Origin of the sequence: Micromonospora sp. CV4, from assembly GCF_003667455.1 — a bacterium.
In the GTDB taxonomy this organism is placed as follows: domain Bacteria; phylum Actinomycetota; class Actinomycetes; order Mycobacteriales; family Micromonosporaceae; genus Micromonospora.
Map to the genome: position 1 here is coordinate 1 of NZ_RCVI01000426.1, position 15,318 is coordinate 15,318.

At 72.9% G+C, this 15,318-nt stretch carries 14 protein-coding genes and 1 pseudogene; 9 read left to right on the top strand and 6 right to left on the bottom strand.

Annotation, left to right across the window (positions count from 1 at the left end):
• Nucleotides 1–2: 2 nt before the first annotated feature.
• Entirely contained in the window at nucleotides 3–1,133 is a 1,131-nt protein-coding gene (gcvT, locus tag EAD98_RS29425; protein WP_121657213.1) for a glycine cleavage system aminomethyltransferase GcvT, read from the bottom strand.
• A gap of 162 nt (nucleotides 1,134–1,295) precedes the next feature.
• On the opposite strand from gcvT, the gene EAD98_RS29430 reads away from it, so the two are divergent.
• Nucleotides 1,296–2,870: a leucyl aminopeptidase gene (locus EAD98_RS29430; RefSeq protein WP_121657214.1), complete on the top strand. Its 1,575-nt coding sequence runs from the start codon at nucleotides 1,296–1,298 to the stop codon at nucleotides 2,868–2,870.
• Nucleotides 2,871–2,926: 56 nt separating this feature from the next.
• Here the strand turns inward: EAD98_RS29430 and EAD98_RS29435 are convergent, their stop codons facing one another.
• On the bottom strand, nucleotides 2,927–3,256 hold the full coding sequence (locus EAD98_RS29435) for a hypothetical protein (protein ID WP_109819350.1): 330 nt from the start codon (nucleotides 3,254–3,256) through the stop codon (nucleotides 2,927–2,929).
• Between the two features lie 178 nt (nucleotides 3,257–3,434).
• Here EAD98_RS29435 and lpdA point away from each other — a divergent pair, with 178 nt between their 5' ends.
• Together lpdA and sucB are read left to right on the top strand one after the other, a co-directional pair.
• On the top strand, nucleotides 3,435–4,826 hold the full coding sequence (lpdA, locus tag EAD98_RS29440) for a dihydrolipoyl dehydrogenase (RefSeq protein ID WP_121657215.1): 1,392 nt from the start codon (nucleotides 3,435–3,437) through the stop codon (nucleotides 4,824–4,826).
• A gap of 67 nt (nucleotides 4,827–4,893) precedes the next feature.
• Nucleotides 4,894–6,741: a 2-oxoglutarate dehydrogenase, E2 component, dihydrolipoamide succinyltransferase gene (gene sucB / locus EAD98_RS29445; protein ID WP_121657216.1), complete on the top strand. Its 1,848-nt coding sequence runs from the start codon at nucleotides 4,894–4,896 to the stop codon at nucleotides 6,739–6,741.
• Nucleotides 6,742–6,856: 115 nt separating this feature from the next.
• Here the strand turns inward: sucB and EAD98_RS29450 are convergent, their stop codons facing one another.
• The gene (locus EAD98_RS29450) at nucleotides 6,857–7,792 is read right to left on the bottom strand and encodes an SDR family NAD(P)-dependent oxidoreductase (RefSeq protein WP_121657217.1); all 936 of its coding nucleotides are present in this window, start codon (nucleotides 7,790–7,792) and stop codon (nucleotides 6,857–6,859) included.
• A 150-nt stretch (nucleotides 7,793–7,942) separates the two neighbouring features.
• On the opposite strand from EAD98_RS29450, the gene EAD98_RS29455 reads away from it, so the two are divergent.
• From EAD98_RS29455 to EAD98_RS29470, 4 genes are all read left to right on the top strand, one after another.
• Complete coding sequence (locus tag EAD98_RS29455) at nucleotides 7,943–8,512, top strand: TetR/AcrR family transcriptional regulator (protein WP_233584024.1); 570 nt, start codon at nucleotides 7,943–7,945, stop codon at nucleotides 8,510–8,512.
• A 45-nt stretch (nucleotides 8,513–8,557) separates the two neighbouring features.
• On the top strand, nucleotides 8,558–9,898 hold the full coding sequence (locus EAD98_RS29460; RefSeq protein WP_121657219.1) for a low temperature requirement protein A: 1,341 nt from the start codon (nucleotides 8,558–8,560) through the stop codon (nucleotides 9,896–9,898).
• An 86-nt stretch (nucleotides 9,899–9,984) separates the two neighbouring features.
• Nucleotides 9,985–10,491 carry a hemerythrin domain-containing protein gene (locus EAD98_RS29465; protein ID WP_121657220.1) on the top strand — a complete coding sequence of 169 codons (507 nt, stop codon included), beginning with the start codon at nucleotides 9,985–9,987 and terminating at the stop codon, nucleotides 10,489–10,491.
• 72 nt (nucleotides 10,492–10,563) lie between these two features.
• Nucleotides 10,564–11,487 (top strand): LLM class flavin-dependent oxidoreductase, encoded by a 924-nt coding sequence (locus tag EAD98_RS29470; protein ID WP_121657221.1) that lies wholly within the window; start codon nucleotides 10,564–10,566, stop codon nucleotides 11,485–11,487.
• A gap of 28 nt (nucleotides 11,488–11,515) precedes the next feature.
• On the opposite strand, the gene EAD98_RS29475 is transcribed toward EAD98_RS29470, so the two are convergent.
• Nucleotides 11,516–11,884 (bottom strand): MerR family transcriptional regulator, encoded by a 369-nt coding sequence (locus tag EAD98_RS29475; protein ID WP_121657222.1) that lies wholly within the window; start codon nucleotides 11,882–11,884, stop codon nucleotides 11,516–11,518.
• 55 nt (nucleotides 11,885–11,939) lie between these two features.
• On the opposite strand from EAD98_RS29475, the gene EAD98_RS29480 reads away from it, so the two are divergent.
• Complete coding sequence (locus EAD98_RS29480) at nucleotides 11,940–12,938, top strand: aldo/keto reductase (protein WP_121657223.1); 999 nt, start codon at nucleotides 11,940–11,942, stop codon at nucleotides 12,936–12,938.
• A gap of 30 nt (nucleotides 12,939–12,968) precedes the next feature.
• On the opposite strand, the gene EAD98_RS29485 is transcribed toward EAD98_RS29480, so the two are convergent.
• Entirely contained in the window at nucleotides 12,969–13,820 is an 852-nt protein-coding gene (locus EAD98_RS29485; RefSeq protein WP_121657224.1) for an NmrA family NAD(P)-binding protein, read from the bottom strand.
• Between the two features lie 323 nt (nucleotides 13,821–14,143).
• On the opposite strand from EAD98_RS29485, the gene EAD98_RS29490 reads away from it, so the two are divergent.
• On the top strand, nucleotides 14,144–15,043 hold the full coding sequence (locus tag EAD98_RS29490) for a TIGR01777 family oxidoreductase (RefSeq protein ID WP_121657225.1): 900 nt from the start codon (nucleotides 14,144–14,146) through the stop codon (nucleotides 15,041–15,043).
• Nucleotides 15,044–15,115: 72 nt separating this feature from the next.
• Here the strand turns inward: EAD98_RS29490 and EAD98_RS29495 are convergent.
• Nucleotides 15,116–15,318: pseudogene (locus EAD98_RS29495) on the bottom strand (feruloyl esterase); the annotation flags it as partial.

The window sequence follows — 15,318 nt, forward strand, 5'->3', positions numbered from 1 at the left end:
GGTTACTTCACTGAGGGGGTGATGAAGGGGGGTTTGGTGATCTGCATCGGGGCTCGGCGGCCGCGGATGTCGATCTCGACCTCATCGCCGTCGGCGAGCTTGGCGTCGGTGTCCAGCAGGGCCAGCGCGATGCCCTGCTTGCGGGTCGGCGAGAAGGTGCCGCTGGTGACCGTGCCGACCTGCACGTCACCGACGTACAGGGTCATCCCTGGCCGGGGAATGGCCCGGTCGACGGCCACCAGGCCGCGCAGCGTACGCCGGGGGCCGTCGGCCTTCTCGGCGCGCAGCGCGTCGCGGCCCCAGAAGGCCGGCTTGTCCCAGCCCACCGCCCAGCCGGAGCGTGCCTGCACCGGGGTGATGTCCAAGGAGAGGTCCTGCCCGTGCAGCGGGTAGCCCATCTCGGTGCGCAGCGTGTCCCGCGCGGCCAGCCCGCAGGCGCGCAGGCCGAAGCTCTCACCGGCGGCGAAGAGCGCGTCCCAGACCGTGACCGCCTGCTCCGCCGGCACGACCAGCTCGTAGCCCAGCTCCCCGGTGTAGCCGGTGCGGCAGACCGTCAGCTCGACCCCGGCGAGGGTGGCGGCGGAGAAGCTCATGTAACCGTGCTCGGTGGGCAGGCCGAGGGCGCCCAGCAGCTCGGCCGAGCGCGGGCCCTGCACGGCCAGCACGGCGTACGCCTCGTGCTCGTCGCTGACGGTGACCTGCTCCGGCGCGGCGGCCCGCAGCCGGCGGACCACCTCGGCGGTGTTCGCCGCGTTCGGGATGAGGAAGACGTGGTCCTCGGCGTACAGGTAGGCGATGATGTCGTCCACCACACCGCCGGTGGCGTCGTCGCAGCAGAGCGTGTACTGAGCCCGGCCCGGCCCGATCCGGCCCAGGTCGTTACTGAGGCAGGCGTTGACGAAGTCGGCGGCGCCGGGGCCGCTCACCCGGGCCTTGCCCAGGTGGGACACGTCGAAGACCCCCACCGCGCCGCGCACCGCGGTGTGCTCCTTGAGCACCCCGCCGCCGGCGTATTCCAGCGGCATCTCCCAGCCCCCGAAGGGGGCGAACTTGGCGCCGGCGGCGGTGTGCCGCTCGTGCAGCGGGGAACGGCGCAGCCGGGTCGCGGCGGCGTCGGAGGTCACGTCGGTCATGGGTGGCAACTTACCGGGGGCAGCGCCGCTGGTTAGCATCGGCGGGACACCGTCGACATCATCGACGGGACAGCCCTGACGTCCGGCGGGTACGTTCCGCCGGAGACCTTCATCGCCGGTACGCGACGACGCGGCCGGCCCGGCCCGCCCGGAGTAGCTTCAGTGACATCGCCCCGCACCACCACCCTGAGCCTGGTCGACACCGACCCGGCGGAGCTCGCCGTCGACGCGATCGTGATCGGCGTGCACAGCCAGACCGGAGAGCAGGGCGCCACCAGCGGCCTCGCCGGCACCCTGCTGCTCGCCAGCGGCGCGGAAAGCATCGCCGCCGCGTTCGACGGCAAGCTGACCGAGACGCTCGCGCTGCTCGGCGCGACCGGTGGCCCGGGCGAGGTGATCAAGCTGGCCACGCTGGGCACGGTCACCGCGCCGCTGGTCGTCGCGGTGGGGCTCGGCCCGGAGCCGTCGGGCGCCGCCCCGGCCCCGGAGACGCTGCGCCGCGCATCCGGCGCGGCGATCCGCGCCCTGGCGGGAGCGCCGAAGGTGGCCCTCGCCATGCCGCTGCCGGACGACGCCGACGCGCCCGCCGCACTGCGCGCGGTCGCGGAGGGCGCGCTGCTCGGCGGGTACCGGTTCGCCGGCTACAAGACCCGGCCGCAGCCGACCCGGCGCGAGCCGGTCGCCGAGGTGCTGGTCTCGGTGCCGGACGCCGGCGACGAGGGCGCCCTGGCGGAGATCAACCGGGCGCAGGTGGTGGCCGGCGCGGTCCGGCTCAGCCGGGACTGGGTGAACACGGCGCCGAACGAGCTGCGTCCGCCGTCGTTCGCCGACGCGGTGGCCGACGCCGCCCGCGCGGCGGGCCTCGGCGTCGAGGTGCTGGACGAGGCGGCGCTGGCCGCCGGCGGGTACGGCGGCATCATCGCGGTCGGGCAGGGCTCGGAGGCCCCGCCGCGGCTGGTGAAGCTCACCTACACCCCGCAGGGTGGCGGCAGCGGCAAGCGGGTCGCGCTGGTCGGCAAGGGAATCACCTTCGACACCGGCGGCATCTCGATCAAGCCGGCGCAGGGCATGTGGGAGATGAAGTCCGACATGGCCGGCGCCGCCGCCGTGGGTGCCGCCATGCTGGCGATCGCCGCGCTCAAGCCGGCGGTGGCGGTCAGCGCGTACCTGCCGATGGCGGAGAACATGCCGTCGGGCAGCAGCTACCGGCCGGGCGACGTCATCAGCATGTACAGCGGCAAGAAGGTGGAGGTGCTCAACACCGACGCCGAGGGCCGGATGATCCTGGCCGACGCGATCGCCCGCGCCTGCGAGGACGGCACGGACTACCTGTTCGAGACCTCCACGCTGACCGGCGGCCAGGTGATCGCGCTGGGCAAGCGGGTGGCCGGCGTCATGGGCACCCCGGAGCTGTGCGAGCGGGTCCGGACGGTCGGCGACTCGGTCGGTGAGCCGGCCTGGCCGATGCCGCTGCCGGACGACGTGCGCAAGGGCATGGACTCCGAGGTGGCGGACATCTCCCAGATCAACGCCGGGATGGACCGGGCCGGGCACATGTTGCAGGGCGGCACGTTCCTGCGCGAGTTCGTGGCCGACGACGTGGCCTGGGCGCACATCGACATCGCCGGGCCGGGCTACCACTCCGGCGAGCCGACCGGCTACTGGACCAAGGGCGGCACCGGCGTACCGGTCCGCACCCTGGTGCAGCTGGTCGAGGACGTCGCCGTCAACGGCTGACCGTCGCAGTGACCGGACGGCCGGGGCGCCCCTTCGCGGGGGCGCCCCGGCCGCTTTCAGTACCGCTCGGGGCGGCGCTTGCGGCGCTCGTTGAAGTCGCGCATCCGCTGCGGGTAGCCCATCAGCCGGACGTCGTACACCGGGATGCCCATCCGGTACGCGAAGCGCCGCGCGCCGTCCGGGCCGTCGATGCGCCGGCGGGTCCACTCGCCGTCGTCGGCGATCAGGATGACCGTGGTCTCCGTGACCGTCGTCCGCGGCTCGATGTACGCCTCGACGCCGCGCCGGCTCCGGATGAAGTTTTCGAGATGATCCAGATCACCACGGTCCGCCGCGCGGTCGTGGCTGGGCACACGCGCCTGTTTGCGGCGCCGGAACAACCCCACCGGACCTCTCCCCCACGCTCCGTCATCGACAACGGTGCCAAGGGTACGTGTCGCCGACGTGTCGTTGGGCACCTCACTACGCACCCTGTGCCCAGTGGTGACAAGATGACCGAGGTGGGGTGTGTCCGTGTTACCCCGCCGTGACCCCCGAAGCAGTGACGCGACCTGGGAGTTGGACGTGAGCGAGCCGAACGACGCAACCTTCGACATTGTCATCCTCGGAGGTGGCAGCGGCGGCTACGCGGCGGCGCTGCGCGCCGCCCAACTGGACCTGTCCGTCGCGCTGATCGAGAAGGGCAAGCTGGGCGGCACCTGCCTGCACAACGGCTGCATCCCGACGAAGGCCCTGCTGCACGCGGCGGAGATCGCCGACCAGACCCGCGAGTCGGAGCAGTTCGGCGTGAAGGCCGAGCTGGTCGGGATCGACATGGCCGCGGTCAACTCGTACAAGGACGGTGTGGTTTCCCGCCTGTACAAGGGCCTCCAGGGCCTGGTGGGCGGCTCGAAGAACATCACCCTCGTGGCCGGCGCCGGCAAGCTGGTCGGCAAGAACGTGGTCGAGGTGGACGGCAAGCGCTACACCGGCCGCAACCTGGTGCTGGCCTCCGGCTCGTACGCCAAGAGCCTGCCGGGCCTGGAGATCGACGGCGAGCGGATCATCACCAGCGACCACGCGCTGTCCATGGACCGGGTTCCGTCGTCGGTGATCGTGCTGGGTGGCGGCGTGATCGGCGTCGAGTTCGCCAGCGTGTGGAAGTCCTTCGGTGTGGACGTGACGATCGTCGAGGCGCTCCCCCGGCTGGTGGCCGCCGAGGACGAGGAGTCGTCGAAGGCGCTGGAGCGGGCGTTCCGCAAGCGGAAGATCAACTTCAAGGTCGGCAAGCCGTTCGAGAAGGTCGAGAAGACCGAGAAGGGCGTCAAGCTGACGATCCAGGGCGGCGAGACCGTCGAGGCCGAGCTGCTGCTCGTCGCCGTGGGTCGCGGCCCGAACACCGCCAACCTCGGGTACGAGGAGCAGGGCGTCAAGATGGACCGCGGCTACGTGCTGACCGACGAGCGGCTGCGCACCAGCGTGCCGAACGTCTACGCGGTCGGCGACATCGTGCCCGGCCTCCAGCTCGCGCACCGCGGCTTCCAGCAGGGCATCTTCGTCGCCGAGGAGATCGCCGGTCAGAACCCGGCCGTGATCGACGAGGCCGGCATCCCGCGGGTCACCTACTCCGACCCGGAGCTGGCGTCGGTGGGTCTGACCGAGGCGAAGGCCAAGGAGCAGTACGGCGCCGACAAGGTCAAGACGTACAACTACAACCTGGGTGGCAACGGCAAGAGCCAGATCCTCAAGACCACCGGCTTCGTGAAGCTGGTCCGGGTGGACGACGGCCCGGTGGTCGGCGTGCACATGGTTGGCGCCCGGATGGGTGAGCTGGTCGGTGAGGCGCAGCTCATCTACAACTGGGAGGCCTACCCGGCCGAGGTCGCCCAGCTCGTGCACGCCCACCCGACCCAGAGCGAGGCCCTGGGCGAGGCGCACATGGCCCTCGCCGGCAAGTCGCTGCACGCGCACGCCTGATCACCACAACCCGCGGCGTCCGGCGACGGGCGAAGATCCCACCAGGGGAATGAAGGAGTCTCAGAACATGCCGGTATCGGTCACCATGCCCCGGCTCGGCGAGAGCGTCACCGAGGGCACCGTCACTCGCTGGCTCAAGCAGGAGGGCGACACCGTCGAGGTCGACGAGCCACTGCTTGAGGTCTCGACCGACAAGGTCGACACCGAGATCCCGTCGCCCGCGGCGGGCGTGCTGAGCCGGATCGTGGTCGGCGAGGACGAGACCGCGGAGGTCGGCAGCGAGCTGGCCGTCATCGCGGGTGAGGGCGAGTCGGCCGGTGGCGGCGAGGCCGCCCCGCAGGAGCAGCAGCAGGCTCCGGCCGAGTCGGTCGAGCCGGCCACCGAGCCGACGGCCGCCGCCGAGGGCACCGCCGACCAGGTGGCCCAGGACGAGGCCCCGGCCGAGGCGCCGGCCCCGGCCGCCGCCGGTGGGGGCGAGGGCACCGCGGTCAAGATGCCGGCCCTGGGCGAGAGCGTCACCGAGGGTACGGTCACCCGCTGGCTCAAGCAGGTCGGCGAGACCATCGAGGTGGACGAGCCGCTGCTGGAGGTCTCCACCGACAAGGTGGACACCGAGATCCCGTCGCCGGTCGCCGGCACGGTGCTGGAGATCAAGGTCCCCGAGGACGAGACCGCCGCGGTCGGCGCCGATCTGGCGATCATCGGCGTTGCCGGCGCTGCCCCCGCCCCGGCGAAGCCCGAGCCGAAGCCCGAGCCCCAGGCGGAGGCCAAGCCGGCGCCCAAGGCCGAGCCGAAGCCGGAGCCGAAGGTCGAGGAGCCCACGCCGGGCATGTCGTACAACGAGCCGGCCGCGGAGACCGAGAGCTCGGCGCAGCCGGCGAAGACCGAGCAGGCCGCGCAGCCGGCCGCGCCGACCCCGACGCCGCAGCGCCCGTCGGCTCCGGCCCAGGGTGGCGGCGAGGAGGCCGCCGGCTACGTGACTCCGCTGGTGCGCAAGCTGGCCAGCGAGCACGGCGTCGACCTGTCGTCGCTCAACGGCACCGGCGTGGGTGGCCGGATCCGCAAGCAGGACGTGCTGGAGGCGGCCGAGAAGGCCAAGGCGAAGGCCGCTCCGGCCGCCGCGCAGCAGCCGGCCGCCGCGCCGTCGGCGGCCCCGGCGAAGCCGGCCGCCAAGCCGCAGCCGAGCGGCAAGCGGGGCACCACCGAGAAGCTCACCCGGATCCGTAAGGCCATCGCCACGCGGATGCAGGAGTCGCTGCACGAGATGGCGCAGCTCACCACGGTGATCGAGGTGGATGTCACCAGGATCGCGAAGCTGCGGGCGCAGGCGAAGGACTCCTTCCAGCAGCGGCACGGTGTGAAGCTGTCCTTCCTGCCGTTCTTCGCCCTCGCCGCCGTCGAGGCTCTCCAGACGTACCCGATCGTCAACGCGCGGATGGACCTGGCGGGCGGGACGATCACCTACCCGGACGCGGAGCACCTCGGCATCGCCGTGGACACCGAGCGGGGTCTGCTGGTGCCGGTCATCCACAACGCCGGCGACCTCAACCTGGGCGGCATCGCCAAGCGGGTCGCGGACCTGGCCGAGCGGACCCGGACCAACAAGATCAGCCCGGACGAGATCGCCGGGGCGACCTTCACGCTGACCAACACGGGCAGCCGGGGTGCGCTCTTCGACACCCCGATCGTGCCGTCGCCGCAGTCGGCGATGCTCGGCACGGGCGCCGTGGTCAAGCGGCCGGTCGTGGTCAACGACCCGGAGCTGGGCGAGGTCGTGGCGGTCCGGTCGATGGTCTACCTGGCCCTGTCCTACGACCACCGGCTGATCGACGGCGCCGACGCCGCCCGCTTCCTGGCCGCGGTCAAGGAGCGGCTGGAGGCCGGCAACTTCGAGTCGGAGCTGGGCCTGGCCTGATCCCGAGCCAGTCGGAAAGGGCGCCCCGGTCGTCGACCGGGGCGCCCTTTCGCCGTTCCTGGGCCCGTTGACGGGCGAGCGCCGGTCGGGGCGAACCCCGGCCGGCGCTGCCCGCTCAGCCCTTGAGCAGCGCGGTCGAGACCTGCCAGAGCCGCTCGGCGGCCTCCGGGTCCAGCGCGTACGGGGCGACGCCACGCCGGTCACCCGGCGCGGCCGGCCCGGCCTCCTGGCAGTCCTCGAAGTACCGACCGCCGGCCCCGTCGATCAGTGGCGACGCGGCGACCAGCACCGAGGTGGCGGCGCCCTGCTCGACGGTCTTCCAGGCCGCCGCGTTGCCCGAGCGAATCCGGTTCAGCTCCTCCTCGCTGACGTAGCGCTGGAGGTTGGTCTGGATCGCGCCGGGCATCAGCGCGTTGGCCACGATGCCGTCGTCGGCCCAGAGCCGGGTCACCTCCACGGCGAAGAGCACGTTGGCGGTCTTCGACTGCCCGTACGCCTGCCACGGCTCGTACGGCCGGCGCTCGTACTGGATGTCCTCGAAGACCACCGGTGAGCGCAGGTGGGCGGCGGAGCTGACGGAGGCGATCCGGGCGCCGTCGGCGGCGGACAGTGCCGGACGCAGCCCGGTGGCGAGCGCGAAGTGCCCCAGGTGGTTGGTGGCGAACTGCATCTCCCACCCCTGCGGGGTCCGCATCTCGGGCGACGCCATGATGCCGGCGTTGTTGACCAGCATGTGCAGCGGGCCGTCCCAGTTGGCGACGAAGTCGGCCACCGAGCCCTGGTCGGCGAGGTCCAGCGGCGCGACCAGGATCCGGTCGTTGCCGGTGCTGGCGGTGATGTCGTCGGCGGCGCGCTGCCCGGCGTCGACGTTGCGTACGGCCAGGGTGACCTGCGCGCCGGCGCTGGCCAGGGCGCGGGCGGTTTCGACGCCGATGCCGGACGACCCGCCGGTGACGATCGCCCGCCGGCCGCCGAGGTCCACGCCCTGGATGACGTCCATGGCGGTGGAGTCATGGGTGAACGGTGTGGTGATCGGGGTGCTCGTCGTCATGATCCATCCTTGTCCAGGTGGGGCGGACCGACCCGGCCCGCCGCTACGATGGAAGCGGAGGAGCCTCCGCTACGTCCGAGACTAACCGGAGCTTCCTCCGGATGCCACTTCCGGGGTGAACCGTCGGCCCGTACCAGCGAAGGAGGAGATGTGCCGGAGACCAGCCCCCGCCCGCTGCGGGCGGATGCCCTACGCAACCGCGAGCGGCTACTGGAGGCCGCGATCCAGGCGTTTTCCCGCCCCGGGCCGGAGGTAACGCTCGACGCCATCGCCCGTGCGGCCGGGGTGGGCATCGGCACCCTCTACCGGCACTTCCCCACCCGCGAGGCGCTGATCGAGGCGGCGTACCGCAACGAGCTGGGCAAGCTCTGCGACGCCGCGCCGGACCTGCTCGACCAGTCACCGCCGGACCGGGCGCTCCGGGCCTGGATGTCCCGATTCATCGACTACCTCGCCACCAAACGCGGGATGGCCGACGCCCTGCGCCTGGTGATCGCCACCGGCACCAACCCGTACGCGCAGAGCCGGGACCGGCTGCTGGAGGCGCTCGGCCGACTGCTGGCCGCGGGCGCCGCGGCCGGCACCGTACGGGCCGACGTCGACACCGGAGACGTGCTGGTCAGCCTGAGCGGCATCTCCCTGGCCGCCGGCGAACGCGCGCAGGCCGACCGGCTGCTCGACCTGCTCATGGACGGTCTGCGGCACCGTCGGACGGGCTGACCCGGTTCGGCCTCGGGCCGGGCCGGACGCTGCCAGAGTGGGACCGTGGGCGGCTACCGGCGGCGTGGGCGACTGGGGCCCGCCGTCCCGATCGCCCCCGGCGCCCGGGTCGACAAGTTCGAGGTCTTCTTCGACCTGGTCTTCGTCTTCTCGTTCTTCATCATCACCCGGGCGACCGCCGCGAACATCTCCGGCCGGCAACTGCTGCACGCCGGCCTGGTGCTCGCCGTGCTGTGGTGGTGCTGGGTGGTGCACAGTCTGGTCGCCACCCGGGTGCGGCTCGGCGAGGGCTACGTGCCGGTGCTCATGGTGATCGCGATGGCCGCCCTGTTCGCGTTCGCGCTGGCGCTGCCGCAGGCGTTCAACGACCCGAAGGGTGGCGCCGCCGGCCCGATGCTGGTGGCCATCAGCTACGTCGTGGTCCGGGGCGTCCACATGATCCTCTACCAGCACGTGGTGCGGGACAGCCCGCGGGAACGGCGCCAACTGCGCCGCTTCGTCCCGGAGCTGGCGTTGAGCATCGTGCTGCTGCTGGCCGCCGCGTTGATCCCGCCGCAGATCGCCGACCGCGACCAGGCCGCGATGGTCCGTGACCTGCTGTGGATCGCCGTGGTGCTGGTCCAGTACGCCACCGGCTTCATCGTCGGCACCTGGGGCTGGGGCGTGACCAGCGCCGAGCACTGGACGGAACGCTACGACCTCATCCTGATCATCGCGCTGGGTGAGTCGATCATCTCCGTGGGCGTCGGCGGCAACCTGCTCGTCGGCAAGCCGGTCACCTGGCCGGCGGTGGCCGCCGCCTCGCTCGGGATCTTCTTCACCGCCGCCCTGTGGTGGGCGCACTTCGACTTCATCGGTCCGGCCGCCCGGATCGCCCTGCACGCGGCGGAGGGCGGCCCCCGGGTGGCGATGGCCCGCGACGCGTACGCCTACCTCTACCTGCCGATGATCGCCGCGGTGATCCTCTTCTCCATCGGCAGCGAGGAGATCCTGCACGAGATCACCGACCCGGCCGGCGGACCCGGCCAACGGCTCGAGGGGCCCGCCGTGCCGATGCTCTTCGGCGGGGTGATCTGTTATCTCGCCGCGAACATGCTGTTCCAACTGCGCACCCTGCACACCGTCACGTGGACCCGGATCGGCGTGCTGGTGGTTCTGGCGGCGGGCCTGCCGATCGGGCAGCAGTTGCCGGCCCTGGGCGCGCTCGCCCTGCTCACCGCGATCTGCGTCGGGCTGGTGGCCGTCGAGGTGCTGGTCATGTCGGAGTCGCGGCACGCGCTGCGGGCCGCCGTCTTCCAGGAACGGACCGTTCACGAGGCCCACGAGGCCGACTTCCGGGCCCACTGGCACGACCTCAAGGAACCCGACGGGCCCACCACGCCGTGACCCCACCGCGCTAGGCTCCTGCCCAGCGTCGCGGTGCACCCGGCACGAAGGCCGCCGTGGGCATGGAGGCGCGGGGACAGCATGGGATGAACGTGCACCCACCCGATTCACCGGCCGACCGGCTCGCCGCCGTCGGCAATCAGATGATCGAGATCCACCTCTGGCTCAGCGCGGAACTGGCCCGCCTCCGGGCGGGCCTCGACGCCGACGGTCCCGGCGCGGCCCGCCCGTCGCGGGACCTGCGGGCCCACTGCCTGACCTTCTGCACCGCGCTCAGCCGACACCACACCGGCGAGGACCACGGTGCGTTCCGGGTGCTGGCCGACCAGGTCCCCGAACTGCGTCCGGTCCTCGCCAACCTGATCACCGACCACGAGGTGGTCGCGGGGATCCTGGGCCGGGTCGAGGAACTGCTGGGCGATCCCACACCGATGCCGGTCGCCCGGTTGCGCGGCGAGCTGGACGGGCTGGCCGCGCTGCTGGAGTCGCACTTCCGGTACGAGGAGAAGAGGCTGGTCGCCGCGCTGAACGCGCTCACCGGCCGGCCCGGGACGGTCGACGAGCTCCTCGGTCTGACGCCGCCCGCCGGCTGACGCCTGTCTCCCCTCGGCAGAACCGGCACGTCCGCGCTGGCCACGAGGCTGGGTAAGCGGCAGGCTGGGCCCATGGTCACCTTTTCGGTCCAGGCGAGCCCGTCCGACGCCGCCAGCTGGTGCGAGCTGGCCCGACGGGCCGAGGCGGCCGGCTACGACGCGCTGCTGGTCGGCGATCACCCGGGCGTGCGCGCCGCGCCGTTCGTCGCGCTGGCGGCCGCCGCGTCGGTCACCTCGACCCTCGGGCTCGGCTCGTACGTCACCAACGCCGGCGTCCGGGAGCCGGCGCTGGTCGCCACCGACGTGGCGACCCTCGACCTGCTCTCCGGCGGACGGGCACGGCTCGGTCTCGGCGCCGGTCACACCCCGGTCGAGTGGCGGGCGGTGGGGCGGGAACGCCCGGACGTGGCCGGCCGGGTCCGCCGCTGCATCGCGGTGGCGGAGGCGGTCCAGGCCCTGCTGGCCGGCGAGGAGGTCACGGTCGACACCGCGGACCTGGCGGTGCATGGTGCGCGACTGGACCGGCCGCGACCGGTGCAGTCGCGGATCCCGTTGACGGTGGGCACGGCCAACACCGACCTGCTGCGCTGGGCCGGGGCGCACGCCGACGTGGTCGGGCTCACCGGCTTCGGTCGTACGCTCGCCGACGGCCACGACCACGACGTGCGCTGGCGGGCCGCCGAGATCGAAAGGCAGCTGGCCGCGGTCGCGGCCGGCGCGGCCGGGCGGGACACCCCGCCCGCGCTGGAGGCCCTGGTGCAGACGGTGGCGGTGGGCGACGACGCGGCGGCCGCCGCCGCCCAGACCGCCGAGGAGACCGGCCTGACCGTCGGCGAGCTGCTGGCCAGCCCGTTCGTGCTGATCGGCACCGCGGACGAGATCGTCGCGACGGTGGCCGCGCACCGGCGGCGCTGGGGCGTGACCCGGTACGTGGTCCGGGCCGACGCGCTCGACCCGCTGGCCCCGCTGCTGCCCCGGCTGGCCGCCATCACCTGAGCGACCTGCGAGACCGGGCCGGGGGCCGCTACCCCGAGGCGGGTTGCTGCTCGTAGAAGCGGATCTTCTCCCGCAGGTGGTCGTACTGGCGCTGGAGCAGGCGCATCTGCTCCTCGACCTGCGCCGCGTGCCGTTCCAGCAGCTCACGCCGCTCGTCGGCGGTGTGCTCGCCCTCGCGGGCCAGCTGCGCGTAGCGGCACATCTGGGCGATCGGCATTCCGGTGTCGCGCAGGCAGCGGAACAGCACCAACCAGCCGAGATCATCGTCGGTGAAGATCCGCTGACCGCCCGACGTCCGACTCACGTCGGCGAGCAGGCCGATCTTCTCGTAGTACCGCAGGGTGTCCAGGCTGAAGCCGCTGCGCCGGGCGGCCTCCGCGGGGGCGTAACCGGTCATGCTCCGAGATGGTAGTGGTTGACCTGGAGCGCGCTCCAGGTTGGAGGCTGACCGCATGACGACGACACGGACGCTTGGACGCAGCGGCATCGAGGTGAGCGCGATCGGGATGGGGTGCTGGGCGATCGGCGGCCCGCTCTGGGGCGATGGCGGGCAGCCGTTCGGCTGGGGCGAGGTGGACGACGACGAGTCGATCCGCACCATCCACCGCGCGCTCGACCTCGGGGTGACCCTGTTCGACACGGCCAGCAACTACGGCGCCGGGCACAGTGAGCGGATCCTCGGCCGGGCGCTGGCCGGCCGCCGGGACGACGCGGTGATCGCCACCAAGTTCGGCAACGTCAGCGACGAGGCCACCCGTCGGGCGCTCGGCACCGACGCCAGCCCCGCCTTCGCGGTGCGCAGCCTGGAGGGTTCACTGCGTCGGCTCGGCACCGACCACGTCGACCTCTACCAGCTGCACATCAACGAGCTGCCGGTGCCCGCCGCGCTCGACCTGATCGGCACCCTGGAGGACCTGGTCGGCCAGGGCAAGATCCGGGCGTACGGCTGGAGCACCGACGACCCTGCCTCGGCGGAGGCGTTCGCGGCGGCCGGCGTGCACTGCGCCGCCGTCCAGCACGACGAGTCGGTGCTGCGGGACAACGCCGCGGTGCTGGCGGTCTGCGACAGCTACGGCCTGGCCAGCCTCAACCGTGGCCCGCTGGCGATGGGGCTGCTCACCGGATCGACCCGGGCCGTCGGCGCGGACGACGTCCGCGGCCGGGCGCCCGAGTGGCTGCAGTGGTTCACCGACGGCCGGCCGACGCCGCGCTGGGCGGCCCGGGTCGAGCAGGTCCGGACGGCGCTCACCGCCGACGGGCGCACCCTGGCCCAGGGCGCGCTCGGCTGGCTGCTGGCCCGCAGCCCGCGTACCGTGCCCATCCCCGGCCTGCGCACGGTGGCGCAGGCGGAGGAGAATCTGGCCACCCTGGCGCTCGGCCCGCTGAGCGCCGAGGCGTACGCCGAGGTGGAGCGGCTGCTGGCCGACCTGCGTCCGGCCCACGCGGCCTGAGCATCGGGCCTGTTCACGCCCCGGGCGTCGTCAGCGGAAGTCGTCCGCGTGCTCGGCGACCCACTGCCGGAACGTGCGCCCGGGGCGTCCGGTCACCTGCTCGACGTCCGGGGCGACCCAGGCGTTGCCGTCGGGATACCGCCCCATCTCCAGGAACCACTCGATCACCTCGGCGGGGTAGTCGTCCTTCCAGTGCTGTCGGGCCTGCTCCGGGGTCAGCTCGTCGAACCGCACCGGCCGGCCGATCGCCTCGCCGATCATCCGGACCGCGTCCCGGCGGCGGACCGGCTCCGGCCCGGTCGGCTGGTACACCCGGCCGGCGTGGCCCTCCTCGGTGAGCGCGGCCACGATGACCGCGGCGATGTCCGCCTCGTGGACCAGCGCGCTGTTCCAGTCCCCGAACGGCGCCCGCACCACCCCCTCGGTCCGGATGCCGGCCGCCCAGTCCCGGGTGTTCGCCATGAACTCGCCGGGGAAGACGTGCGTCCACTCCAGGCCCGAGTTCTCGATGGCCCGGTGCAAGGGCCGGTGGGGTGCCTCGATCGGGTCGTCGTCTTCCCGGCTCGGATCGTTGTGGCCGAGGTGGGTGACCCGGCGGACGCCGGCCTGCCGGGCCAGCTCCAGGATCTCCGCACCGGTGGTCAGCGGCCCGTACCCGTCCATCCCGACCAGGTGCATGCGCGTCACGCCGCGCAGCGCCGGAACCAGCGTGTGCGGCCTGGCGAAGTCGCCCGCCACCACCTCCACCCCGCTGGGCAGCGCGGTGGCCGCCGGCGACGCGGGATCGCGGGTCAGCGCGCGTACGTCGTGGCCGGCAGCAGCCAGTTGCCGGACCAGGCTGCCTCCGACGGTCCCGGTCGCTCCGGTCACCAGGATCGGCATGGTTCCTCCTCAGGGGTCGCCCGACGGTGGGCACGGCGAGTCGACCCCGCCATTCGGGGGCGCACTCGGATGGCTCATGGTCGGCCGGATCGACGCCGGAAGCAATCGCGAACAACGTATTCACGTTCGCTCTGACCTGCGGAAACGCGTCGGTCGCCGAATGCGCGCAGCCGCCTTTTTTCGGCCGCTGGAACACCCGTTGACCTGCGTTTTCGATCCTGCCGGGGTGGATACCGCGCAGATTTTTTCGCCGGGCGCTCCGCGGCCGGTGACGTCGGCCGCCCCACGCATCCATCGTCGGCGTTCTGGGCGAAGATGGGTGCATGCGGATCCTTCTGGCCGGCGCGTCCGGCTTCCTCGGCACCCGGCTGATCGCCCGGCTCGCCGCCGACGGCCACCAGGTCACCCGGCTGGTCCGCCGGCCGCCCCGCGATCCGCAGGAGCGACGGTGGGACCCCGCCGCCGGGCAGCTCGACCCGGCGGCGGTGGCGGGGTCGGACGCGGTCGTCAACCTGGCCGGCGCGGGCGTCGGCGACAAGCGGTGGAACGACGACTACCGGCGGTTGATCCGGTCCAGCCGGGTGGACAGCACCGGCACGCTGGCGGTCACCATCGCCGGCCTACCGGCCGCGGACCGACCGCCGGTGCTGCTCAACTCCTCGGCGGTGGGCTGGTACGGCAACACGGGCGACCGGGTGGTGGAGGAGGACGCGCCGGCCGGTGACGGGTTCCTGGCCGACGTCTGCCGGGTCTGGGAGGCCGCGACCCGGCCGGCCGAGGACGCCGGCGTACGCGTGGTGCGGCTGCGCATCGGCCTGCCGTTGCACCGCGACGGCGGAATGCTCAAGCCGCAGCTGCTGCCGATGCGGCTGGGCGTCTCCGGACCGTTGGGCGGCGGCCGGCAGTGGTGGCCGTGGATCTCGATGGCGGACTGGCTGCGGGCGCTCCTCTTCGTGCTGGACCGGGACGACGTCGCCGGGCCGGTCAACATGGTCGGTCCGGCCCCCTCGACCAACGCGGAATTCACCCGGGAACTGGCCCGACAACTGCACCGTCCGGCGATCATGCCCATCCCGGCGCTGGCGCTGAAGGTGGTGCTCGGCGGCTTCGCCCACGAGGCCCTCACCAGCACCCGCGTCCTGCCGGCCGTGCTGACCCGGGCCGGCTTCACCTACCACCACCCGGACCTGCCCGGCGCCCTGCGCGCCGCGCTCACCGAGTGACCTGCGCGCGCACCGGGTGACGGGAGAGGGCCCCTCCCGTCGGGTCGGGAAGGGCCCTCTCGTCGGGGGTGGTCAGCAGCCGACGACCCAGTAGTTGGGGCCGGTCTGCTTGAGGGCGCTGGTGTAGAAGGTGTTGTAGAGGCCCATCCGCTGGTTCGAGCCGTTCGCGTAGGCGTAACCGCCGGACTGGTAGGCCCGACCGGCGCTGACGTGCGCGTAGTTGCTGGCGGTCACGCACGTCGGCGGCGTGGTGGGTGTCGGGGTGGGGGTGGGGG

Excerpts from the sequence above, each read along its gene's own strand:
- EAD98_RS29475 (WP_121657222.1), bottom strand. The coding sequence starts at position 11,884 with ATGACCGGTTACGCCCCCGCGGAGGCCGCCCGGCGCAGCGGCTTCAGC.
- EAD98_RS29450 (WP_121657217.1), bottom strand. The coding sequence starts at position 7,792 with ATGACGACGAGCACCCCGATCACCACACCGTTCACCCATGACTCCACC.
- EAD98_RS29490 (WP_121657225.1), top strand. The coding sequence starts at position 14,144 with ATGCGGATCCTTCTGGCCGGCGCGTCCGGCTTCCTCGGCACCCGGCTG.
- EAD98_RS29485 (WP_121657224.1), bottom strand. The coding sequence starts at position 13,820 with ATGCCGATCCTGGTGACCGGAGCGACCGGGACCGTCGGAGGCAGCCTG.
- EAD98_RS29470 (WP_121657221.1), top strand. The coding sequence starts at position 10,564 with ATGGTCACCTTTTCGGTCCAGGCGAGCCCGTCCGACGCCGCCAGCTGG.
- EAD98_RS29465 (WP_121657220.1), top strand. The coding sequence starts at position 9,985 with ATGAACGTGCACCCACCCGATTCACCGGCCGACCGGCTCGCCGCCGTC.
- sucB (WP_121657216.1), top strand. The coding sequence starts at position 4,894 with ATGCCGGTATCGGTCACCATGCCCCGGCTCGGCGAGAGCGTCACCGAG.
- EAD98_RS29480 (WP_121657223.1), top strand. The coding sequence starts at position 11,940 with ATGACGACGACACGGACGCTTGGACGCAGCGGCATCGAGGTGAGCGCG.
- gcvT (WP_121657213.1), bottom strand. The coding sequence starts at position 1,133 with ATGACCGACGTGACCTCCGACGCCGCCGCGACCCGGCTGCGCCGTTCC.